Source organism: Actinokineospora sp. NBRC 105648, assembly GCF_030269645.1.
Taxonomy (GTDB): Bacteria; Actinomycetota; Actinomycetes; order Mycobacteriales; family Pseudonocardiaceae; genus Actinokineospora.
The window spans coordinates 1-22,409 of the sequence record NZ_BSTR01000024.1; the positions used below are offsets into that span (position 1 = coordinate 1).

Consider the following 22,409-nt stretch of genomic DNA (forward strand, 5'->3'; position numbering starts at 1 on the left):
CCACCCCGTACAACCGCGTCGCGACCTGGGCCTGGTCCCACTGGCGCCGGCGCCACCAATACCGCGCCCAACAAGCCCACTACCAGCGCAGACAGACCCAATACTACGAAGTGCGGCTGGAGTACTAAGCCGTAGCGACCGCCGAGGACGGGACACCGTCCTCGGCGGCTTTCGGCGGTATCCCGGTCGAGGACCGCGAGCGCGCGGACTACGCTCACGACCCGTGATTGACCTCAAGGTTCTGCGCGAAGACCCGGAGACCGTGCGTGCCTCGCAGCGCGCCCGCGGTGAGGACCAGGCCGCCGTCGACGCCCTGCTCTCCGCCGACGAGCGCCGCCGCTCGGTGATCTCCCGCGCCGACACGCTGCGCGCCGAGCAGAAGCAGTTCGGCAAGCAGGTCGGCAAGTCGCGCGGCGAGGAACGCGACGCGCTCCTGGTCAAGGGCAAGGAGCTCGCCGCCGAGGTCAAGGCCGTCGAGGCCGAGCAGTCCGAGGCAGAGACAGCTTTCGAGCAGGCCCACCGCGCCCTGCCCAACCTGGTCCACCCCGCAGCCCCGGTCGGCGGCGAGGACGACTACACGGTCCTCGACCACATCGGCACCCCGCGCGACTTCGACTTCACCCCACTCGACCACCTCGACCTGGGCGTCCGCCTCGGCGCCCTGGACATGGAACGCGGCGCCAAGGTGTCCGGCTCGCGGTTCTACTTCCTCACCGGCATCGGCGCCCAGCTCCAACTGGCCCTGCTGAACATGGCCGCCGCCCAGGCCACCGCGGCGGGCTTCACCCTGGTCATCCCCCCGGTCCTGGTCCGCCCGGAGATCATGGCGGGCACCGGCTTCCTCGGCGAACACGCCAGCGAGATCTACCGCCTGCGCGACGACGACCTCTACCTGGTCGGCACCTCCGAGGTCGCCCTCGCCGGCTACCACGCCGACGAGATCATCGACCTGACCGCAGGCCCCCGCCGCTACGCGGGATGGTCGACCTGCTTCCGCCGCGAAGCGGGCTCCTACGGCAAGGACACGAGGGGCATCATCCGCGTCCACCAGTTCGACAAGATCGAGATGTTCTCCTACTGCAAGCCCGCGGAAGCCGAAGCCGAACACCAGCGCCTGCTCGACTGGGAGAAGGAGATGCTGGCCAAGATCGAGGTCCCCTACCGGATCATCGACACCGCCACCGGCGACCTCGGCACCAGCGCCCACCGCAAGTTCGACTGCGAGGCATGGATCCCGACTCAGCAGGCCTACCGGGAACTGACGTCCACATCGAACTGCACGACCTTCCAAGCCCGCAGGCTCGGAGTCCGCTACCGCGACGAGAACAACAAGCCGCAGACCGCCGCGACCCTGAACGGGACACTGGCGACCACCAGGTGGATCGTGGCTATTCTGGAGAACCACCAGCAGGCAGATGGCTCGGTAGTGGTCCCGGAGGCACTACGACCATTCCTGGGCCTGGAAGTCCTCAAGCCGGTCAACTGATTTCCATCCTGGGCGCTGGTTTCTGACTTGGCTAGATTGCTCCCTGCTCCCTGCTCCCTGCTCCCTGCTCCCTGCTCCCTGCTCCCTGCTCTGTTCTCGGTTCTTCTGCTTTCAGCTCCCTAATAGCTAAGCCCTACGGAACGCAACACCCGTTACGGATGTGCTCGATCTGGCGGACTCCCTTTGTGTGGGGGAGGAGTGCCGCTAACCTTGACCTGGTGGTGGGGATGCCCTTCACCCCACGCTTTTTCCCCACAGCGGTGCTCTAGGGGCCCCGCGCAAAGGGAGTTCGCCAGATCGAGCCTGCGTCTTAGTCGGGCAACCTGTACGAGCTACGCGTCCTGAACCGGGTGTAGCTCATCCAGGTTGCCCGACTTAAGAGCGAGCTCGATTCAGTGAACTCACTTCGTGCGGGGCCCCTAGAGCACCGCGGTGGTGAAAAAAGGGCGGGTGAAGGGCATCCCCACCACACGGCAAGTTTAGCGGTGCTCTCCCCCCACACGAAGTGAGTCCACTGAATCGAGCACATCCGTAGCGGGTGTTGTGTAGCGTTGGGCTTGATTTTTCGAGACAAAGACAAAAGAGTAATAGCCAGCAGGGCCGGGGAATTCTTCAATTGGGGATTGCGAGTCGGGTGTTAGGCGTTTTCCAGCACCTGATTTGCGATGTGGTTGCCGATTTCCAGGGCGCTCGTGGCTGCCGGTGATGGTGCGTTGAGCACGTGCACCTGGTCGCGGGCCGTCTCGATCAGGAAGTCGTCCACAAGGGATCCGTCTGGCAGCAGTGCCTGTGCTCGCACCCCTGCTCCACTTCGGACCAGATCATCCGCCGTCACCGCAGGGACCAGTCTGGCCAGGCTTGCGGCGAAGCGGGTCTTGGACAGGGAGCGGCGGACTTCGTCCAGTCCGACCGGGTACGCGTACTTGCGTGCCAGTCGCCAGGTGCCTGGGTAGCGGGCGGTGTCGACCAGGTCTGCCAGGGACACGTCTCGCCAGCGGTAGCCCTCGCGGCGTAGGGCGAGGACGGCGTTCGGGCCTGCGTGGACGCTGCCGTCGAGCATTCGGGTCAGGTGGACGCCGAGGAAGGGGAGGGTCGGGTCGGGGACCGGGTAGATCAAGCCCCGGACCAGGGAGGCGCGTTCGGGTCGGAGCTCGTAGTACTCGCCCCGGAAGGGGACGATGCGGGCGCGCGGGGTCAGGCCCGCCATCTGGGCGACCCGGTCGCTGTGCAGTCCTGCGCAGTTGACCAGGGCGTCCGCTCGGATGACGGCGTCGCCGGTGGCCACCTCGACACCGCCGCCCAGGCCGGCGCGGATCGCCAGTGCCGGGGTGTCCAGTCGCAGGTCCGCGCCCGCCGCCGACAGTTCGCGCACGATCGCGGCGCAGACGGCCGGGAAGTCGATGATGCCGGTGCTCTCGACCCGCAGTGCCGCGACGGCCGCCACCTCGGGCTCGTACTCGCGTGCTTCCTCGGGGGTGATCAGCTTGGCCGGTACGCCGTTGGCCTCGGCGCGCTCGGCCAGGACGCGCAGCGCGGGGAGTTCGTCGGTCGAGGTGGCCACCACGAGTTTGCCGCACACCTGGACCGGTACGTCGTTGGCCTGGGCGTATTCCACCATCGAGTGGTTTCCGGCGACGGACATCCGCGCCTTCAGCGAACCCGGCTTGTAGTACAGCCCGGCGTGCACGACGTTGGAGTTGTGGCCGGTCTGGTGGGCGCCCCAGCGGTCTTCCTTCTCCAGGACCGTGACCGAGAGTCCACGACTTACCAACGATCGGGCGACCGCCAGTCCGACGATCCCCCCGCCAATGACGACTACGCTCCGCAACAAATACCCCATCCCCGGTTACGCAATGGAAACACCCGGCCTCTAGCTTTGCGCGATCTGCTACCCATCGAAGGAAGCGGGTTCCATCGTGAGCGCCACCGAGACCGAGGATCGGCTCGAGAAACCGGCCCCAGAGCGAAGTGTCGCACCAGCCCGGCCCGCCGTTTCTGTGAGACATCGCATCGGTGCGGTCGCCGCCGTGGTCACCGGGGTCGTCCTGCTCGCCGGGCACGCCGCGCTCTACGGGCACTGGATCATGGACGACGCGGCCATCACCTTCGGCTACGCCCGCAGTGTGGCCGACGGCCTCGGGCCGGTGCTGCAGCCCGGCGCGGAACCGGTCGAGGGCTACTCGAACCCGGTCTGGCTGCTGCTGCTCGCCCTGGGCTCGGTGCTGGGCCTGTTCGACCACGGCACGATCCTCGGCGTCCCCGACTACGTGCTCTTCCCCAAGGCGCTGGCCCTGGCCTGCTGCGCCGGGGTGCTGACCCTCTTCTACTTCACCGCCAAGGCCATCACCGCCCGGCCGCGGACTGCCACGCTGCTGGCAGGCGGCGCGCTCGCGGCCACGCCGTCTTTCGTGATCTGGTGCTTTTCCGGCCTGGAGAACTCCGTCTACGCGCTGTTCGTCACCGCGATCGCCGCGGTCCTGGTCCGTGCGATCGCGTCCGACCGCCTGCTGCGCCCCGGCACCGCCGCGCTGGCCGGTGTCCTCGCCGCGGGCGCCGCGTTGAGCAGGCCGGACGGCGCGATCTACGCGGGCGCGTTCAGCCTGGTCGCCCTCGTCCTGCTCCGGCGCGAACGGCTCCGGGCCACCCTGGTCGCCGCCGCGGTGTCCGTCGCGGCCTTCGCGGTGCCCTTCGGCGGGTACGTCGCCTGGCGGTGGTCGGTGTTCGGCCTGCTGGTGCCCAACACCGCGGTGGCCAAGTCCCAGCCGCTCCCCGAGATCGAGGACCTCGGGACCGCTGGCAACCTGGTCGTCTACGCGGGCTGGCCGATCGTGCTGCTGGTCGTGGGCTGTCTCGCCGCCGTGCTCACCCGGCCCGTGCCCGAGCGCGCGCGGTTCACCGGGCTGCTCGTGCCGCTGGCCCTGGCCGTCGTCGCGTTCTGCGTGCTGCTGCCGGACTGGATGGGGGAGTACCGCTTCGCCACCCCGGTGTGGGTGCTGGGCGCGCTCACCGGCGCGACCACGGTCACCGCGGTGTGGGACACCGTCCGGCCGCGGTCGAAGGTGCTGCTCGCCGGTGGGCTGGTGATCGCCGCGGTGCTCTCGCTCACCCAGCTCGTCGCCGCGGGCCGGGCGTTCCGGGCCGCGGTCAAGACCCCGATGTGCGTCGTGGTGGAGCGCGACGCGCGCACCCTCAACGGCTTGGCCGACATCCTCGGCGGCGACGACCTCAGCGCGGGCGTCATCGACCTGGGCGGCGTGGCGCTGGTCAGCAGGCTCCGGCTGGTCGACCTGGCCGGTCTGGGCGACCGGCGGATCGCGCGGTACCTCGGCGCGGGCGACCTGCCGGGCTTCCGCGACTACGTCCTCACCGAGGCCAAGCCCGATTTCATCACCCTGATCGGCACCTGGGACCGCACCCTCGGTCTCCCCGCCGACCCCCGCTTCGCGCAGGCGTACGACCTCGTCTACCACTCGCCACCTGCGGAGGTCCTGAGCCTGGCCACCGACAACGTCGGCTTCTGGGTGCGCAAGGACCGCGTGCCCGACCCGGCCACCCTCGACGAGATGCGCGCCTACGCCGCCGCCCGGGTCGGCTCGCTGCCCGCCCGCAACGCGGCGGCCCCGCGGCGCGCCTGCGGCCCGGTGCTGCGCCGTGGTCAGACGTGACTTGGAGCGGGTGAACCCGGACGGGGTACCTTCGCCCGGACGTACAGCCCGGGTGTGAACAACCAAGGAAGATCCCATGATCCCGATCTCCGCCGTCGATGTCGTCGGCGCTGAACCGTTGGTCCTGGAAGTCCTGCGGTCCGGAATGATCGCGCAAGGACCGATGGTCAAGCGGTTCGAAGACGCGTTCGCCGAGGTCGCCGGTGTGCCCCACGCGGTGGCGGTCAACAGCGGCACCACGGCTCTGGTCGCCGCGCTCCAGGTGCTCGACCTGCAGCCGGGGGACGAGGTGGTGACCTCCCCGTTCACCTTCGTCGCCACGCTCAACGCGATCCTCGAGGCGGGCGCCACCGCGCGCTTCGCCGACATCGGCGAGACCGACTTCGCCCTGGACCCGGACGCGGTGGCCACCGCCGTCGGCCCGCGCACCAAGGTCCTGATGCCGGTGCACCTCTACGGGCAGATGGCCGACATGGGCAAGCTCGCCCCGCTGGCCGAGGAGCACGGGCTGGCCGTGGTCGAGGACGCCGCGCAGGCCGTCGGCGCGTCCTTCGGGGGCCGCCAGGCGGGCAGCTTCGGGCTCGGCTGCTTCTCCCTCTACGCCACCAAGAACGTCACCACGGCCGAGGGCGGCGTGATCACCACCGCCGACGACCAGCTGGCCGACCGGCTGCGCGTGCTGCGCAACCAGGGGATGCGGGCGCGCTACCAGTACGAGGTCGCGGGCCACAACTACCGGATGACCGACCTGCACGCCGCCGTCGGCATCCCGCAGCTGGAGCGGCTCACCGAGCTGACCGCCGCCCGCCGGGCCAACGCGATCGCGCTGACCGCCGGGCTCGCGGGAATCCCGGGCCTGCGCACCCCCGACGTGCTTGCGGGCCGCACCCACGTGTGGCACCAGTACACGGTGCTGCTCACCGACGAGGCCCCCGTCGACCGCGACGAGTTCGCCGCCAAGCTCGCCGAGCGCGGTGTCGGCAACGGCGTGTACTACCCGAAGCTGGTCTTCGACTACGACTGCTACCGCGACCACCCCGGGGTGATCTCCTCCCCGGCCCCGGTGGCCGCCTCCGTCGCCGCGCGGGCGCTGTCGCTGCCGGTGCACCCGAAGGTCACCGCCGAGAACATCGACCACATCGTCGCGACCGTTCGGGAGGTGTTGGGCGCGTGAGCACCGGTCCCCGGATCGCCCTCGTCGGCGTCGGCTCGATGGGTTCCCTGCACGCCAGGGTCATCGCCCAGTCACCGGACTGCGAGCTGGCCGTGCTGGTCGACCCGCGCGAGGAGATCGGCACCGCGGTCGCCGAGCGCTTCGGCACCCGCTGGCGGCCCGAGCTCGGCGATCTGTCCGATGTGGACGCCGTGGTGGTGGCCGCGGCCACCGAGGCGCACCACGAGCTCGCCCTCCAGGTGCTCGGCCAGGGCACGCCGCTGCTGGTCGAGAAGCCGGTGTGCGCCAACCTCGAGCAGACCACCGAGGTGCTCGAGCTGGCCGAGTCCGCCGGTGTGCCGATCATGTGCGGGCTGCTGGAGCGCTACAACCCGGCGGTGATGACCGCGCTGAGCCTGATCGACGCGCCGGTGCACGTCGCGGCCAAGCGGCACTCGCCGTACGCGTCCCGGATCAAGACCGGGGTCGCCTGGGACCTGCTGGTGCACGACGTGGACATCGCGCTGCGCTGCTTCGGCGGCGCCGAGCCGGTGGCGGTCTCGGCCGAGGTGGGCCAGTTCCACCCGGAGTCGGTGCCCGGCGCCGAGGACGTCGTCGACGCGGTGCTGCGCTTCCCGACCGGCGTCGCGGCTGTGTCGGCCAGCCGGATCGGCCAGCGCAAGATCCGCACGCTCGCGGTCTACGAGCTCGACCGGCTCATCGAGGTCGACCTGATCAGCCGCACGGTGACCATCAACCGCAGCGTCGCCCAGGACGCGTTCACCCCGGACGGCCGCGGCTACCGGCAGCAGAGCATCATCGAGATCCCCGAGCTGCTCACCGCCCGCGAGCCGCTGGCCACCCAGCTCGACCGGTTCCTCGACCTGGTCGCCGGCCGGGTGGACGCCGACGAGGAGCGCCGCTCGATCCTGCCCGCGCACCGCACCGTGGCCGCCGTCATGGCGCGCACCCAGGGCTGACATGGGCAACCGCATCCACCCGACGGCGATCATCGGGCCGGGCGTCGAACTGGGCGAGGGCAACGTCATCGGCCCGTTCTCGGTGCTGGTCGGCCCGGCCCGGATCGGCGACGGCAACTGGTTCGGCCCGCGGGTCGACATCGGCCAGCCCGCCGACTACCGGGGCGGACCGCACCCGGTCGGCTGGGACGGCGAGACCGAGGGCGGCGGGGTCGTCATCGGTGACCGCAACACCCTGCGCGAGTCGGTCTCGATCACCCAGGGCATGTTCGCCACCACCGTCCTGGGCGACGACTGCTACCTGATGGGCCGCTCCTGGATCGCGCACGACTGCGTGGTCGGCAACGCGGTGACGATCACCAGCGGGGTGCAGGTGGCCGGGCACTGCTCGGTCTGGGACGGGGCGAACCTGGGCCTGGGCACGGTCGTGCACCAGCGGACGAACATCGGCCCGTGCGCCATGGTGGGCATGGGCGCGGTGGTGACCCGCGAGGTCGGCGCGTTCGCCAAGGTCGTGGGCAACCCGGCCCGCTCGATCGGCTTCAACACCGTGGGCCTGTCCCGCCGCGGCTGCGACGACGAGACCGTGCTCGCCCTCCAGCCCTACCTGTCGGGGGAGTCCGAGGTGCTGCCCGCGGGCGTGCCCGCCGAGGTCGTGGACCTGCTCAAGGCCTGGTCAGAGCGCTGAAACGCCGTTCGCCCGGTCGCGTGAGCACGCGAACCGGGCGAACGGCGACCAGGCGTCAGAGCAGGCTCAGCAGTGGCCGAGGCGCTGCAGCGTCTCGGCGATGATCTCGCTCGGCTGGTACTGGTCGACCAGCGACGGGCCGCGGCGGTTCTGGTAGGTCGAGAGGAAGTCGGTCAGCTTGTCCTGGCGCATCTCGGTGAGCACCACGGTCTCGCCGATGTGCTGCGGCGACTCGGTCCGCTCGCGGTGGATCGCGCACGGCAGGCCGAGGTAGTAGCACTCCGCGCCCAGGCCGCCGGAGTCGGTGACCACGAACTTCGCCCGGGCCACCACCGGCAGGAACCGCAGGTAGCGCAGCTTCGGCTGGATGATGAACCGCTTGTCGTCGAACAGCCCGCCCAGACCCAGCCGCTCGATGCGCTCGCGCTCGGGGCCACCGGCCATGTACAGGATCGGGATCTTCTCGCTGTGCGCCCGCAGCGCCTCCAGCGCCTCGCGGTACTTGTCCGCGCGCGACACCAGCTCGAACCGGTGCAGCGTGGCCAGGCCGTACTCGTCGGGCAGGTTCAGATCGGCGGGCGGCGGCTCGCTGACCGCCATCCGCAGCGCGTCGATCGCGGTGTTCGCGCCGGTGTCGACGACCGCGCCGCGGGCGTGGCGCAGGTTGTGCGCCTCCCGCTCGCTCGGCGCGAAGTGCAGGTCGACCAGCTTCGCGGCGACCTTGCGGTTGATCTCCTCGGGCAGCGGGCTGAGCAGGCTGCCGCTGCGGCACCCGGCCTCGACGTGGGCGACCCGGGCGCCGAGGAAGCGCTTGCCGACGAACGCGCCGCCGGGGGTGGTGAAGGTGTCGCCGTGCACGATGACCAGCGGCGGCTTGCCGTCCTCGGCCAGGATCGCGCGCAGCTCCGCGCGCCTGCTCCAGGCCGTCCTGGCCACCGTCAGCGCCCAGCCCGGCACCTGCTTGGGCGTCTCGAGCCCGTGCGCCTTGGAGCGCGGCACGAACCACATGTCCGGCTCCGGCAGCCGCAGGTCGGACAGGACGTCGGCGACCTCGTCGACGTGCTGGGCGGTGAACCAGATCTTCGGCTTGGTGCCCCGGTTGACGAGCGCGTGGTACACCGGGGCGATCTTGATCAGCTCAGCCGTGGTGCCGAGAATGAAGGAGATCACGGGTCAACCCTTTGGGCTCGACGGTGAAGAGTGGCCAGAATAGGTGAGCACCGCGCGCCCGCGGCCCCCGGGTATCCTCGCGGCCGATGTCCACCAACGGCCCCGCGCCCACCCTGAGCGTCATCATCCCCGTCTTCAACGAGGAGACCTGGATCGTCCGCTGCGTCGAGGCGCTGGTCGCCTCGCTGGCCCGTGCCGACTGGTCCGCCCAGGTCGTGGTGGTCGACGACGGCAGCACCGACGGCACCGCCGACGTGCTGGCCGACCTCGCCCGCAGGCATGGGCTGACCGTGGTGAGCCAGGCCAACCTCGGCCGGTTCGAGGCCCGCAAGGCCGGGCTGGGCAAGGCCACCGGCGAGCGCGTGCTGCTGCTCGACAGCCGGGTGATCGTCGAGCCGGAAGCCCTGGGCTACCTGCGTGACCAACTCGTGGCGCACCCGGAACGGCTGGTGTGGAACGGGCACATCACCGTCGCCTCGGCGGGCAACCCGTACGCCGGGTTCATGGCCGGGCTGGTCAAGATCCCGTGGCGGGCCTACACCGCCGACCCCAGGCTCACCTCGTTCGGCGAGGACGAGTTCGACCTCTACCCCAAGGGCACCGGTTTCTTCGTCGCCCCGCACGCCATGCTCGTGGGCGCGATGGCCGAGTTCGACTCGCTCTACGACGACATCAAGCTCGCCAGCGACGACACCAAGGTGCTGCGCTGGATCGTCGAGCGCGAGCGCATCCACCTCTCGCCCGGTTTCGCCGCCGTCTACAACGGCCGCGACACCCTGCGGAAGTTCGCCGCGCAGTCGCTCTACCGCGGTACGACCTATGTGGACAGTTACCTCACCTCGGCTGGCCCGGCCCGCACGGCGCTCTTCGGCGCGCTCGGGGTGGGTGCGCTTTCCTTGGCAGCGCTGGTGAAGCGGCCCAAGTCGACCATCGCGGCCGGGGTGGTCGGCTGCGCCGCGGCCGGGGTCGCGGTGCGCCGCTGCGGTGCGACGCCGGGGGAGGCGCGCGCGGTCAGCGCGCTGCTGCCGCTGTTCGCGGGCGGCTTCGGCCTCGGCGTGCTGCGCGGGCTGCTGATGGCGGCGAAGGCGCGGTTGCGCAAGTGAGCACCGAGCCCGAGGTCGCCACCACGGTCACGGGCCGCTCGGTCGGGCGGATCAGCGGCGCCATCCTGATCGGCTCGGCACTGGGCTTCGCGGTCGTCATCCTCACCGGTCGGGTCTTCAGCCCCGCCGACTACGCGGTCTTCATGACCTTCTGGGGTCTGCTGTTCGGCCTCGGCAGCGCGCTCTCGCCGCTGGAGCAGGAACTGGCCCGGGTGTCCGCGGTCGCCACCCAGAACCAGGCGAAGATCAGCCGCGACGCGGTGACGGCGCTGCTGGTCGGTCTGGGCGCGGTGGCCGTGGTCGGGCTGGTGCCGCTGGTCCCGGCGGTCAGCGACCGGCTGTTCCTCGGCCACTACGGGCTCGGCGTGGTCGTGCTCGTCGCCGGGGTGGCCTTCGCGGCGCAGTTCGCCGTGCGCGGCCTGCTGATCGGCAACGACCAGGTCGGCTCGTACGCCGGGCTGATCGTCGTCGAGGCGGCGGTCCGGCCGCTGCTCATCCTCGCCGCGGTGCTGGCGGCCGTGGCGGATCTGGTGCCGGTGGCCGTGGCGGTGGCCGTGGGCTCGTTCGCCTGGGTGCTGTTCGTGCCCAAGGTCCGCGCGCACATCGACCCCGCGCTGCCCGGCGACCCGTCCGGCGTGGTCGTGCGCCGGATGCTGATGCTGCTCTCCAGCGCCGCGCTCACCGCCAGCGTGATCACCGGCTACCCGGCGATGGTCAGCCTGCTGGCCCCCGGCGGCGACCCGAACGCGCTCGGCGGGCTCTACGCCGCGCTCGGCGTGGCCAGGGTGCCGCTGCTGCTGTTCGCCGCCGTCCAGGCGCTCGCCGTGCCGGTGGTGGTCCGGCTCTCCGCCTCGCCGGAGGGGTTGCGCAAGCTGCGCAGGCTGCTCGCGGCGGGCACCGTCGGCGCGGTGGCGCTCGGCGCGCTCGGCGCCCTCGTCGGCTACCTCGTCGGCCCGTGGCTGGTCGACCTGGTCTTCGGCCACAAGTACGTCGTCGCCGACTGGGCGGTCGCGGGCCTGGTGTGGTCCTCGGTGATCGTGGCCATCGTGCAGCTGCTCGCCGCGGTGCTGGTCGCGCGGGTGCGCCCGGCCCAGGTCCTGGCCATCTGGGCGGTGGTCGCGGTCGCCTCCGCGCTGGTCCTGGCCCTCGGCCCGGGCGACACGATCGCCCGCGCGGTGCTCGGCCTGGTGACCGGTCCCACCCTCGGCCTGCTGGTCGCGGTGGGCTTCGTGGCCAAATCGGACCCCCGGGACATCTCGGTGCAGGTCGCCGGCCCGGCGGCCGAACCCCCGCGCTAAGGTGTTCGGGCGCCGGGTACCGCTGAGCTGTCGCACGGGCGCGGAGAAGCCGTGATCGGCCGTCGACCGACTGTGGGTAGTTACTAGATGAATGTCCTCGTGGTTCTCCTGGCGTTCTGGCTCCCCGGGCTCGTCCTGGGCACCGCCATCCGACTGCGCGGCTGGACGCTCGCCGCGATCGCCCCGGCCCTGACCTTCGGCGGCGTCTCGCTGGGCGTGGTCTTCTTCGGCAAGCTCGGCATCACCTGGAACCTGCTCACCGTCGCCGCCTGGTTCGTCGGGCTCTCGGCCCTCGGTGCCCTGGTCGTCTGGCTGGTCGCGCGCCGCTCGCCCGCCGAGCCGGTCGAGGAGTACGAGACCGAGCTGAGCCCGCGCAGGCTCACCACCGGCGGCCACCTGGTCATCGGGCTCGGCGTGGCCGCGGGCATCGGCGTCGGCGTGCTGACCTTCCTGCGCGGCATCGGGAACCTGAACTGGCTCAACCAGGACTGGGACGCCCCGTTCCACGCCAACGCGATCCGCTGGATCGCCGAGCACGGCAACGCCTCGCCGTCCGGGCTGGGCACCATCGCGAACCTGCCCGCGCAGTCCGACTACTTCTACCCGGACACCTACCACGCGCTGCTCTCGCTGGTCCTCGACCGCGTCGGCATCGACATGCCGCACCTGCTCAACTTCGGCGCCATGGCCGGGGTCATCGCCTGGCCGCTCGGCGTCGCCGCGCTCGGCGTGGCGTGGCGGATGCCCTCGGTCGGCGTCGCCGCCGCCGCGGCCGTGTCCACCTGGTTCGGCACCTTCCCCTACGACTCGCTCTGGCGCGGTCCGCTGTGGCCCTACGTCGCGGGCATCGCGCTGGTCCCGGCCGTGCTGGCCGCCGTGCGGCTGCTCTTCGTCGGCCGCGGCGTCGGCGGCCCGATCGCGATCGCGCTGGCCACCGCGGGCCTGGTCGGCCTGCACACCAGCATCGCGTTCGTGCTCGCGGGCTACTTCGCGGTGATCCTGCTGACCGTGCTGATCCGGCTGGAGCCGATCGACTGGGCCCGGTCCTGGAAGCCGCTGGTCGGCACCGCGGTGCTCGGGATGGTGTTCGTGGTCATCCTGGTGCTGCCGTCGCTGTACAACGCCGCGGGCGTCACCTCGGCGATCTGGCCGTCGGAGGCCACCCCGGCCGAGGCGTTCGGCCAGTTCGTGCTGTTCTCCCCGTCGAGCGCGTTCCCGCAGTGGTGGCTGGGCATCCCGGCGGCCATCGGCCTGATCCTGATGTTCCGGCACCGCAGCATGGTGTGGCTGGCGCTGTCCTACCTCGCCTTCGGCGGCCTCTACGCGGTGACCGTGTCGCTGGAGTCCCCGCTCATCCAGAAGATCACCGGCCCGTTCTACAACGACGCCTGGCGGCTGGCCGCGCTGATGGCGCTCGCGGGCGCGCTGGCCATCGGCGAGTTCGTCTGGACCATCACCGAGGCAGCCGTCGCCCAGTGGCACGTCTTCGCCGACCGGTCCAAGACCACCCCGTACATCGCCGTCGGCGCCGCCGCCCTGGTGCTGCTGATCCTCGCCGGTCTCAGCGGCGCCTACGTCAACCGCAACGCCACCCGCCTGGCCGCCCAGCACCACGACGGCCCCACGGTCAGCACCGGCGAGCGCGAGGCGTACGCCTGGCTCGGGCAGCACGTCAAACCCGGTGAGCACGTCATGAACGACAACCTCGACGGCTCGGTCTGGATGTACGCCCTGGCCAAGGTCCAGCCGGTCGAGTGGACCTACTACGGCAACGTGGCGGGCACCGACGCCGCGCTGCTCACCCAGGACCTCAACAAGCTCGACTCCGACGAGGACGTGCGGGCCGCGGTGCGCAGGCTCGGGGTGCGGTACGCCATCCTGGGCTCCGGCTACGTCCGGCCGGGCAAGAGCCGGGCGGCGGGCCTGATCGAGCTGCCCAGCGTCCCCGGGGTGAAGCAGGTCTTCGAGAACGCCGACGCGATCATCTTCGAACTGCCCGACGTCTCGGGCGACCCGGTGCCCCGCGGCCAGGCCGCGGTCGGGAACAAGTGACCCACCTGCCGACGAGGATAGGTCTTCCCCATGACTGAGGTTGCCAGCAGGCGAATCCTCATCGTGCTACCCGCCCTGAACGAGGAGAACAACGTCGGCCCGGTCGTGCGGCACGTCCGCGAGACGCTCCCGGACGCCGGTGTCCTGGTCGTCGACGACGGTTCGTCGGACCAGACCTCGGCCAAGGCCCGCGAGGCGGGCGCCACCGTCGCCCGGCTCGCGGTCAACCTCGGCGTCGGCGGCGCGATGCGCACCGGCTTCCGCTACGCGGTGGCCAACGGCTACGACGTGGTGGTCCAGGTCGACGCGGACGGTCAGCACGACCCGGAGCACGTGCGCGAGCTGGTCGACAACCTGGTCGACGCCGACCTCGTGATCGGCGCCCGGTTCGCGGGCAAGGGCGAGTACCGCGCCCGCGGCCCGCGCCGGTGGGCGATGTGGGTGCTGGCCTTCGTGATCTCCCGGCTGGCCCGGACCAAGCTCACCGACGTCACCTCCGGCTTCAAGGCCGCGGGTCCGCGCGCGGTGAAGATGTTCGCGCAGTACTACCCGGCCGAATACCTCGGCGACACCGTCGAGTCGCTGGTGCTGGCCATCCGCGGCGGGCTGGTCGTCAAGCAGGTCCCGGTCGAGATGCGGGTGCGCAGCGGCGGTCAGCCGAGCCAGACCCCGATCCGGGCCGCGGTGTACCTTGTCCGTGCCGGTTTGGCCTTGCTCCTGGCGCTGGTGCGCCGTCGTCCGTCGGTCGAGTCGGCTGACGCTGCCTAGGAGGTCGCAATGGCTGGATGGCGTTTGCTCAGCGTCGTCGTCGCCTGCCTGGTGCTGCTCGTCGTCGTCGAGATGATGCGCCGCCGCAAGCTGCGCGAGAAGTACGCGGGCCTGTGGATCCTGGTCGGCATCGGCGTGGTCGTGTTCGGGATCTTCCCGAACACCGCGCAGGGGCTGGCCGACATGGTCGGGGTGCAGACCGCGTCCAACTTCGTGTTCTTCCTCGCCGGGACCGTGCTCGCGATCGTCTGCCTGCACCTGAGCAGTGAGGTCGGCCACCTCGAGGAGGAGACCAGGACCGCGGTCGAGGAGATCGCGCTGCTGCGCACCGAGCTGGAGCGCGCCCGGGCCGAGCTGGACGCCCGGATCACCGCCGTCGAGGACACCCGGGCACCGGCTGCGACCAGGGTCAACGGCACACACGCCACGACCGCGCAGCGCACGTGAGCGCGCCGGGTCCGCGGCCGACCCGCCCGGTCTGCGGCCGACCGGGTCGGACTCGGGCGAGCAGGTAGCCTTGGAGTGCCTCGGGCGCCGTGGAGCGCCCGCACCAGCCCCACGATCGGTCACCCATCGCGCCCGAGACCGCGGGTCCTGTGACCGGTCGACGACTGAGAAGGCCGCCCGGCGGCTCTCTGGAGGACCGAACCCGTCATGTCCCGTAGTGCGCCCAGTGCTGCTGTCAATGCCGACCCTGTCGTCGTGACCGAGGCGCCCGCACGCCTGGTCGCCCAGCGCGGTCTCTTCCGCGGGCCGGACCCGGTGTGCCCGGACGGGCTCTACACCACGGTGGTCTCCGGCGCGGCCGACCGCGAGCGCGCCCGGCTGACCGTGCGGCCCTACTCCGCGGTCAGCACCGACACCTACTTCGGCCGCTTCCCCGCCTCGTACTGGCAGCGCTGGACGGTCGTGGCCGAGGTCACCGTCGAGCTGGTCGTCACCGGCTCGGCCCGGCTGGCCCTGGTCGCCTCCGACTTCCGCGGCGAGTCCCGGCCGGAGAGCGTGCTCGACGTCGAGGGCGCCGAGGCCGAGACCGTCACGCTGACCGCCAAGCTGGACAAGTTCCTCGACGGCGGCTTCCTCTGGCTGGACATCACCACCGAGGGCAGCGCGCTGGCGGTCGAGCGGATGAGCTGGACGGTCGAGGCCCCGGAGCGGGCCAGGCAGACCTCGGTGGTCATCTGCACCTTCAACCGCGCCGACGACTGCGTGCGCACCCTGGGCGCGCTCGCCGCCGACGCCGACGCGCTCGCGGTGATCGACGCGGTCTACGTCGTCGACCAGGGCACCGACCTGGTGCAGTCCCGGCCGCAGTTCGGCGAGGTCGAGCTGGGCCTGGGCGACAGGCTCAACTACCTGCGCCAGCCCAACCTCGGCGGCGCGGGCGGCTTCGGCCGTGGCATGTACGAGGTCACCAAGTCCGGTGACGCGAACATCCTGCTGATGGACGACGACGTGCTCTGCGAGCCGGAGATCGCCGTGCGGCTCTCCGCGTTCGCCAACCGCAGCACCCGGCCCACCCTGGTCGGCGGCCAGATGCTGCGCCTGCTGCACCCCACCCGGCTGGTCGCGGGCGCCGAGTACGCCGACTTCGAGCAGCTCGTGCCGGGCAAGGTCGTCTACAACGGCCTCGACGACGTCGACCTGCTCGAGGAGGAGATCGACGAGGAGGGCGAGTCCACCGGCCGCCCGCCGCGCGGCGACCGGCGCGTCGACGCCGACTACAACGCCTGGTGGTCCTGCCTCATCCCGAACGAGGTCGTCCGGGAGCTGGGCCTGCCGATCCCGCTGTTCTTCCAGTGGGACGACGTCGAGTACGGCTACCGCGCCCGCGCGCGCGGCTACGCGACGGTGACGTTGCCCGGCGCGGGCCTGTGGCACGCCGACTTCGACTGGAAGGACGGCGACAAGTGGAACGAGTACTTCGCCGTCCGCAACGCGATGATCATCTCCGCGCTGCACTCGCCGTTCCCGCCCAAGCAGATCGCCCGGGTGATCATGTCCCGGGTGGCCCGCGCGCTGCTGGGCATGCAGTACGGCTTCGCCGCCACGATCATCAAGGCGGTCGAGGACTTCCTGGAGGGCCCGGCCATCCTGGCCGACGGCGGCCAGCAGGCGGCCGCGGCGATCCGCAAGCTGCGCGCCGAGTACCCGGACACCATCGCGCACCCGGTCTCCGCGCTGCCCGAGCTCGGCCTGGGCACCGTGCCGCTGGTGGCGGCCCAGCCGGAGCCCAAGCTGCCCCGCCTGGTGCTGCTCAAGCGGCTGGCCTACCTGACCCTGGGCAAGTCCGCGCACACCGTCGGCGCGGTCCCCGCGGTCGACTCCGCGTGGTGGCACATCTCCCAGTTCGAGAAGGCCGTGGTCACCGACGCCGCGCAGGACAGCGTCCGGCTGCGGGTCCGGGACAAGGCCATGACGATCGAGCTGGGCAAGCGGACCGCGGCGCTGGCCAAGCGGCTGCTCACCGAGTCGCCCCGGCTGCAGCAGGAGTACCGGGCCGCCATCCCGGAGCTCACCGGCGAGGACAACTGGGAACGGCTGTACGGACTGCGGTAGACCGCTCGCGCACGCAGGTTGGACACGCACAGCTCCCGGGGGGACGGTCTCGCCGGGTATCAGTCAGGCTCGCTGGAGGAGCGGAAGTGACCGAGCAGGACAGTACGAGGCGCAGCGGTGCCCAGGTGGTGCTCCAGCGGGTGATCCTGCCGCGCGACACCGACCCGGTGGATGTGCGGCCGCTCTACCTGGACGAGCCGGAGACCGCGCACTGCCACGTGTCCTCGCGCACCGCGGTGACCGTGCCCGCCTCCGCGCGGGTGTCGTTCGCGGCCTACTTCAACGCCTTCCCGGCTTCCTACTGGAAGCGCTGGACCCGGCTCACCGAGGTCATCCTGCGGCTGGACCTGCGCGGTGGCGGCCGGGTCGACGTCTACCGGTCCAAGCCCAATGGTGACCAGGTTCACGTCGCGGGCCAGGCCGTGCGCACCGGCGCGGACGCCGAGACGGTCGAGTTCCGGGTCGACCTGGCCCCGTTCGAGGACGGCGGCTGGATCTGGTTCGACGTGTTCACCGACGAGCGCCCACTGGTGATCTCGGACGCGTTCTGGGCCACCGACCTGGACCTGCCCGCCAAGCGGCTCTCGATCGGCACCACCACGTTCAACCGGCCGGACGACTGCGTGGCCGCGCTGCTGGCGCTGGGCGAGGACCAGGCGGTGCTCGACGTGCTGGCCAAGGTCTACGTGGCCGACCAGGGCACGAAGAAGATCGTCGCGCACCCGCGCTTCGCCGAGGCCGCCGCGCTGCTCGGTGCCCGGCTAGAGGTGATCGACCAGGGCAACCTGGGCGGCTCCGGCGGGTTCAGCCGGGCGCTCTACGAGTCCGTCGAGCACTCCGACGTCGACCAGATCGTGCTGATGGACGACGACATCGCCCTGGAGCCGGACAGCATCCTGCGGGCCAGCGCGTTCGCCCGCGCGGCGACCAGCCCGCTGGTGGTGGGCAGCCAGATGCTCAACCTGCAGGCCCGCTCGCGGCTGCACAGCATGGGCGAGGTCGTCGACCTGGGCAGCTGCACCTGGGGCCCGGCGCCGGGCGCGGTCACCGACCACGACTTCGGCACCGACTCGCTGCGCAAGACCAGGGCCCTGCACCGGCGGATCGACGCGGGCTACAACGGCTGGTGGATGTGCCTGTTCCCGCGCGAGGTCGTCGAGGCCAACGGCCTGCCGCTGCCGCTGTTCATCAAGTGGGACGACGCCGAGTACTCGCTGCGCGCGCTGGAGAAGGGCTACCCCACGGTCACCCTGCCCGGCTCGGGCGTGTGGCACATGCCGTGGACCGACAAGAACGACCTGTCGGACTGGACGGTGTACTTCCACCTGCGCAACCGGCTGGTGATCGCCGCGCTGTACAGCCCGCACGACCAGCGCAAGACGCTGCTCAAGCAGGGCCTGCGCTCGACCATCCGGCGGCTGCTGTCGATGGAGTACTCGACGGTGGCCATCGAGCTCAAGGCGATCGAGGACTTCCTCGCCGGGCCGGACCGGTTCTTCGAGCTGCTGCCGACCGCGTTGCCGCAGGTGCAGCAGCTGCGCAAGCGCTACACCGACGCCCAGCTGCTCGCCTCGGCCAGTGAGGTGCCGCCGCCCACCCTGGACGCCGCGCATGCCGAGCGGATGCTGCGACCGCCCACGCACCCCGCCAGGATCGCCGCACAGGCGTCCAAGGCCGTTCTGCGCAACCTGCGCCCACCGGCGCCGACGGCGCAGGAGCGGCCGCAGGTGAACGTGCCCGCGGGCAGTGCGCTGTGGTTCCTGCTGGGCAACCTGGACAGCGCCACCGTCTCGACCCCCGACGGCAGCGGTGTCGCCTTCCGGCGGCGCGACCCGGAGGTGTTCCGGGACCTGTCCAAGCGGGCGGCGGCCACCTACCGGCGGCTGGTGGCCGAGTGGCCGCAGGCCCAGGCGACCTGGAAGGCCGCCCTGCCGGAGCTGACCTCCACCGAGTCCTGGCGCAAGGTCTTCGAGAACTAGCGCGGGTGGCGGGCCGGTCTAGGTGACCGGCCCGCCCACCAGCGGAGAAGACGAACGGGCCCGCCCCCTTGTGGGGAGCGGGCCCGTCGTCAACGAACGAAGATCAGACGGCGCGGACGCCGGTGGCCTGCGGGCCCTTCTGGCCCTGGCCGATCTCGAACTCCACGCGCTGGTTCTCGTCCAGGCTCTTGAAGCCCGAGCCCTGGATCTCCGAGTAGTGCACGAAGACGTCGGCGCCGCCGTCGTCCGGCTGGATGAAGCCGAAGCCCTTCTCGGAGTTGAACCACTTCACTGTGCCCTGTGCCACGTCTATCTCCTCAACAGGTACCGCTTGGGACTGGGCGGGCGCCCAGACCCTGGTCGGTTTCAGACGGCGACTTCTCCGGCTTGACCTGGAGGAAAACCGCGCGCCCGCAACGATCTCTTGCGAGCGTGATCTAACACGTACTCAAGAAAATTCACGACCGGATACAGTCAACCACACACCTGATCGCTTCCGCACGTGTGTGCCGCCACGGACCCGGGGGTTGCGGCGGTCAACCGGCTGGGAGACGCTGTCAAGGTGAGCGAGCTCGCCAGCACCAACACCGAGTCCATCGCACTTCGCCTCGACGACGCCGGGGTCTCCGTAGACCTGCCGCGCCCGGCACACCAGGGTGACCAGGTCCAGGGCGTGCCGTACCGCCCGGTCGAGTTCCGCGACGACGACCTGCCCGCCGCCCTGGAGCGGGCCGCCTCGTGGCTGCGCAGCACCCAGGATTGGCTGGGTGAGCCGGTGGACGTCATCGCCATCCACCTGGACTACGACGACGGCGAGGGCAAGCCGTATTACGACGTCAAGCTCCTGTGCAACGAGGAAGACCTCGCCGGGGCCCCGATCGCGATGCGCGCGCACTCCGCCAAGGCCGTGAGCGGCTAGTGGCCGATCTCGTCTACCCGCCGGTCGTCCTGGCCGCGAAGACCCTGTTCCGGGTCATGGACTACCGGCTCGACATCCAGGGCACCGAGCACATCCCCGCCACCGGCGGGGCGCTCATCGCCTGCAACCACGTCAGCTACCTGGACTTCATCTTCTGCGGCTACGGCGCCCAACCGGCCAAGCGGCTGGTCCGGTTCATGGCCAAGCAGGAGATCTTCGCCAACCGGGTCGCGGGCCCACTGATGCGTGGCATGCGCCACATCCCGGTAGACCGCTCGGCAGGCGCGGCTTCGTACCAGGAAGCCCTGGCCAAACTGCGCGCGGGCGAGGTGGTCGGGGTGTTCCCGGAGGCCACCATCAGCCGCTCCTTCACCGTCAAGGAGATCAAGAGCGGCACGGTCCGACTGGCGGCGGAAGCGGGCGTCCCGATCGTGCCGATGGCACTGTGGGGCACCCAGCGGCTCTGGACCAAGGGCAGGCCCAAGGACCTCAAGCAGCGCCACATCCCCATCTCGATCCTGGCGGGCGAACCCTTCACGGTCGACGGCGACCTGGACGAGGCAACCAGGGACCTGAGGCTGCGCATGACGGCCCTGCTGGACCGCGTCCAGAAGGACTACCCAGAGGCCCCGGCAGGCGCCTGGTGGCAACCAGCCCACCTTGGCGGCACCGCACCGACACCGGACGAAGCAGCAGAACTGGACCGCCGCAAACCCGAGTAGCGAACCGGGACAGGCCTGCCCGGGTCCACCGGGCAGGCATCTGCCTGGAAGGTCGCCATTCCGGCTGCCCCAACCAGCCACTCCCAGCCCACGAGTCAGCCCACCAGACCAGAGCGAGCTCCCCACCCACCCACAGGACCGCAGCCGCAGACCACCCCGCCGGTGTCGCAGCGAAAGGTCGCCCTTGCTGGTGCCGGAGGGGAACTTTCGCCCCTCTTGGCTGGCGCCGCACCTGAAGGCCGCCCCCACCCACCAAACCGCAGCGGTGAGGCCGCCCCGCTGGTGAGGCCGACCGGCTGGTTCCGCAAAGGGGAAGCCACCTTCGCTGGTCCCGCAGCAGTCTGGTTCCGCAGCGGTGAGGCCGCCCCCATTGGTTCCGCAGAGGAGAAGCCGCCTTCGCTGGTTCCGCAGCGGTGAGGCCGACCCCACTGGTTTCCGCAGAGGACAAGCCGCCCTCGCTGGTTCCGCACAGGAGAAGCCCCGCTGCTTTCGCAGCGGCTGGGCCGACCCGGCTGGTTCCGCAGCGGTGAGGCCGACCCCGCTGGTACCGCCGGCCCCGCTACGGATGCTCGATCTAGTGGACTCGCTTCGTGTGGGGGGAGAGTGCCGCTAACCTGGCCCGTTGGTGGGGATGCCCTTCTCCCCACGCTTTTTCCCCACCGCGGTGCTCTAGGGGCCCCGCACGAAGTGAGTTCACTAGATCGAGCCCCGCTTGTAAGCCGGGCCACGCAGGGCAGCAACCCCACCAGACCGATCCCACGCATGCGACCCCGGCCAACGAAGACGGCAACGCCGAGCCGAGCGAGCCCCCGCTTCCACACCCTCGCGCGCAGAGAACCCCCAATATCAATCCTTCCAGGCCACCCCGACGGAAACCCGGTCACCAACCGGAGTTATCCACAGGGCGCCAACAGCCCACAGCAGCCCCAAACACAGCCCACCGCAGGCCCCGGTCAGCCCAGAGCAGCTCAAAGCGACCCGGAACCGGCCCGGAGAAACCGGCCTGGAGAACCGGCCCTGAACCGCCCCGCAGCAGCCCCGAACCAGGCTCAGAACCAGCGCTCCAGGACCAGTGCCACGCCGTCCTCGCTGTTCGGTGCCGTGATCTCGTCAGCGGCCGCCTTCACCTCGTCGTTCGCGTTCGCCATCGCCACTCCGTGCCCCGCCCAGCGGAGCATCTCGATGTCGTTGGGCATGTCGCCGAACGCGATGGTCGACTCCTGGGTCGCGCCCACCGCGAGGGCCACTTCGGCCAGGCCTGTGGCCTTCGTCACGCCGCGGGCCGAGATCTCGATCAGGCCCCGGTTCGTGGAGTAGGTGATGTCCACGGCGTCGCCGAGCAGTTCGCCCGCGGCTGAGGCCATCTCCGCGCTGGTCATGCCCTGGTGGCGGACCAGCAGCTTGGTCGCCGGGTGTCCGAGCACCTCCGCCCGCGGGTGGAAGTTGTTCTCCTGGTCGCCCCACGGGTTGCTGAAGCCCGGTTCCATCCGGTACGCCTCCAGGCCCAGCGCGGGGCCGGTGAACGCCCGCTCGGTCGCCAGGAACATCCCGGGCAGGGCCTTGTCCAGGACCCTCGCCACGTCGTGCAGCACGATCGGGTCGAGGGTGTGCGCGGAGAGCACGTGCCGGGTGCTGATGTCGTAGATGATCGCGCCGTTGGCGCACACCGCGTACCCGTGCAGTCCCGCCTGGTCGGCCACCGGTGGGATCCAGCGCGGCGGGCGGCCGCTGACCAGCACGAACGGTGTCCCGTCGGCCAGGATCCGGCTGATCGCGGCCAGCGTCCGCGGGGTCAGCTCCTCCTGGGGCGCGAGCAGCGTGCCGTCCACGTCCGAGGCGACCAGAGCGGGCTTGTCCACGGGCCACA

18 protein-coding genes are annotated in these 22,409 nt (G+C 70.9%); 14 read left to right on the forward strand and 4 right to left on the reverse strand.

The window, feature by feature from the left end:
* Positions 1-223 precede the first annotated feature (223 nt).
* Positions 224-1,486, forward strand: a complete 1,263-nt coding sequence (gene serS / locus QSK30_RS20925) for a serine--tRNA ligase (protein ID WP_285505068.1) — start codon at positions 224-226, stop codon at positions 1,484-1,486.
* 637 nt (positions 1,487-2,123) lie between these two features.
* Here serS and lhgD read toward each other — a convergent pair.
* The gene (lhgD, locus tag QSK30_RS20930; protein ID WP_285505069.1) at positions 2,124-3,314 is read right to left on the reverse strand and encodes an L-2-hydroxyglutarate dehydrogenase; all 1,191 of its coding nucleotides are present in this window, start codon (positions 3,312-3,314) and stop codon (positions 2,124-2,126) included.
* 169 nt (positions 3,315-3,483) lie between these two features.
* On the opposite strand from lhgD, the gene QSK30_RS20935 reads away from it, so the two are divergent.
* The 4 genes from QSK30_RS20935 (at position 3,484) to QSK30_RS20950 (ending at position 7,972) form a co-directional block, all read left to right on the forward strand.
* On the forward strand, positions 3,484-5,151 hold the full coding sequence (locus QSK30_RS20935; RefSeq protein WP_285505071.1) for a hypothetical protein: 1,668 nt from the start codon (positions 3,484-3,486) through the stop codon (positions 5,149-5,151).
* A 76-nt stretch (positions 5,152-5,227) separates the two neighbouring features.
* A complete protein-coding gene (locus tag QSK30_RS20940; protein WP_285505072.1) occupies positions 5,228-6,325 on the forward strand; it encodes a DegT/DnrJ/EryC1/StrS family aminotransferase in 1,098 nt (365 codons plus the stop codon).
* Complete coding sequence (locus QSK30_RS20945) at positions 6,322-7,284, forward strand: Gfo/Idh/MocA family protein (protein WP_285505073.1); 963 nt, start codon at positions 6,322-6,324, stop codon at positions 7,282-7,284. Before QSK30_RS20940 ends, QSK30_RS20945 begins: the two co-directional genes overlap by 4 nt.
* A gap of 1 nt (position 7,285) precedes the next feature.
* Complete coding sequence (locus QSK30_RS20950) at positions 7,286-7,972, forward strand: acyl-ACP--UDP-N-acetylglucosamine O-acyltransferase family protein (protein WP_285505074.1); 687 nt, start codon at positions 7,286-7,288, stop codon at positions 7,970-7,972.
* 66 nt (positions 7,973-8,038) lie between these two features.
* On the opposite strand, the gene QSK30_RS20955 is transcribed toward QSK30_RS20950, so the two are convergent.
* Positions 8,039-9,142 (reverse strand): UDP-N-acetylglucosamine 2-epimerase, encoded by a 1,104-nt coding sequence (locus QSK30_RS20955; protein WP_285505075.1) that lies wholly within the window; start codon positions 9,140-9,142, stop codon positions 8,039-8,041.
* 86 nt (positions 9,143-9,228) lie between these two features.
* Here QSK30_RS20955 and QSK30_RS20960 point away from each other — a divergent pair, with 86 nt between their 5' ends.
* The 7 genes from QSK30_RS20960 (at position 9,229) to QSK30_RS20990 (ending at position 18,901) form a co-directional block, all read left to right on the forward strand.
* Positions 9,229-10,245, forward strand: a complete 1,017-nt coding sequence (locus QSK30_RS20960) for a glycosyltransferase family 2 protein (RefSeq protein ID WP_285505076.1) — start codon at positions 9,229-9,231, stop codon at positions 10,243-10,245.
* Positions 10,242-11,543 (forward strand): lipopolysaccharide biosynthesis protein, encoded by a 1,302-nt coding sequence (locus QSK30_RS20965; protein ID WP_285505078.1) that lies wholly within the window; start codon positions 10,242-10,244, stop codon positions 11,541-11,543. The genes QSK30_RS20960 and QSK30_RS20965 overlap by 4 nt, the downstream gene beginning before the upstream one ends.
* An 87-nt stretch (positions 11,544-11,630) precedes the next feature.
* On the forward strand, positions 11,631-13,595 hold the full coding sequence (locus QSK30_RS20970) for a DUF6541 family protein (protein ID WP_285505079.1): 1,965 nt from the start codon (positions 11,631-11,633) through the stop codon (positions 13,593-13,595).
* Positions 13,596-13,625: 30 nt separating this feature from the next.
* Positions 13,626-14,363 (forward strand): glycosyltransferase family 2 protein, encoded by a 738-nt coding sequence (locus QSK30_RS20975; protein WP_285505080.1) that lies wholly within the window; start codon positions 13,626-13,628, stop codon positions 14,361-14,363.
* 9 nt (positions 14,364-14,372) lie between these two features.
* Complete coding sequence (locus QSK30_RS20980; protein ID WP_285505081.1) at positions 14,373-14,810, forward strand: DUF2304 domain-containing protein; 438 nt, start codon at positions 14,373-14,375, stop codon at positions 14,808-14,810.
* Positions 14,811-15,017: 207 nt separating this feature from the next.
* Positions 15,018-16,922, forward strand: coding sequence for a glycosyltransferase (locus tag QSK30_RS20985; protein WP_502871858.1), 1,905 nt, complete (start codon positions 15,018-15,020; stop codon positions 16,920-16,922).
* 86 nt (positions 16,923-17,008) lie between these two features.
* Positions 17,009-18,901 (forward strand): glycosyltransferase, encoded by a 1,893-nt coding sequence (locus QSK30_RS20990; RefSeq protein ID WP_285505085.1) that lies wholly within the window; start codon positions 17,009-17,011, stop codon positions 18,899-18,901.
* Between the two features lie 103 nt (positions 18,902-19,004).
* Here QSK30_RS20990 and QSK30_RS20995 read toward each other — a convergent pair whose 3' ends face one another.
* Positions 19,005-19,208, reverse strand: a complete 204-nt coding sequence (locus QSK30_RS20995; RefSeq protein ID WP_091449812.1) for a cold-shock protein — start codon at positions 19,206-19,208, stop codon at positions 19,005-19,007.
* 255 nt (positions 19,209-19,463) lie between these two features.
* Here QSK30_RS20995 and QSK30_RS21000 point away from each other — a divergent pair, with 255 nt between their 5' ends.
* Positions 19,464-19,820, forward strand: coding sequence for a hypothetical protein (locus QSK30_RS21000; RefSeq protein WP_285505087.1), 357 nt, complete (start codon positions 19,464-19,466; stop codon positions 19,818-19,820).
* Positions 19,820-20,542 (forward strand): lysophospholipid acyltransferase family protein, encoded by a 723-nt coding sequence (locus tag QSK30_RS21005; protein ID WP_285505089.1) that lies wholly within the window; start codon positions 19,820-19,822, stop codon positions 20,540-20,542. Before QSK30_RS21000 ends, QSK30_RS21005 begins: the two co-directional genes overlap by 1 nt.
* 1,049 nt (positions 20,543-21,591) lie before the next feature.
* Here QSK30_RS21005 and QSK30_RS21010 read toward each other — a convergent pair.
* On the reverse strand, positions 21,592-22,401 hold the full coding sequence (locus QSK30_RS21010) for a Cof-type HAD-IIB family hydrolase (protein ID WP_285505090.1): 810 nt from the start codon (positions 22,399-22,401) through the stop codon (positions 21,592-21,594).
* Between the last annotated feature and the right edge of the window lie 8 nt (positions 22,402-22,409).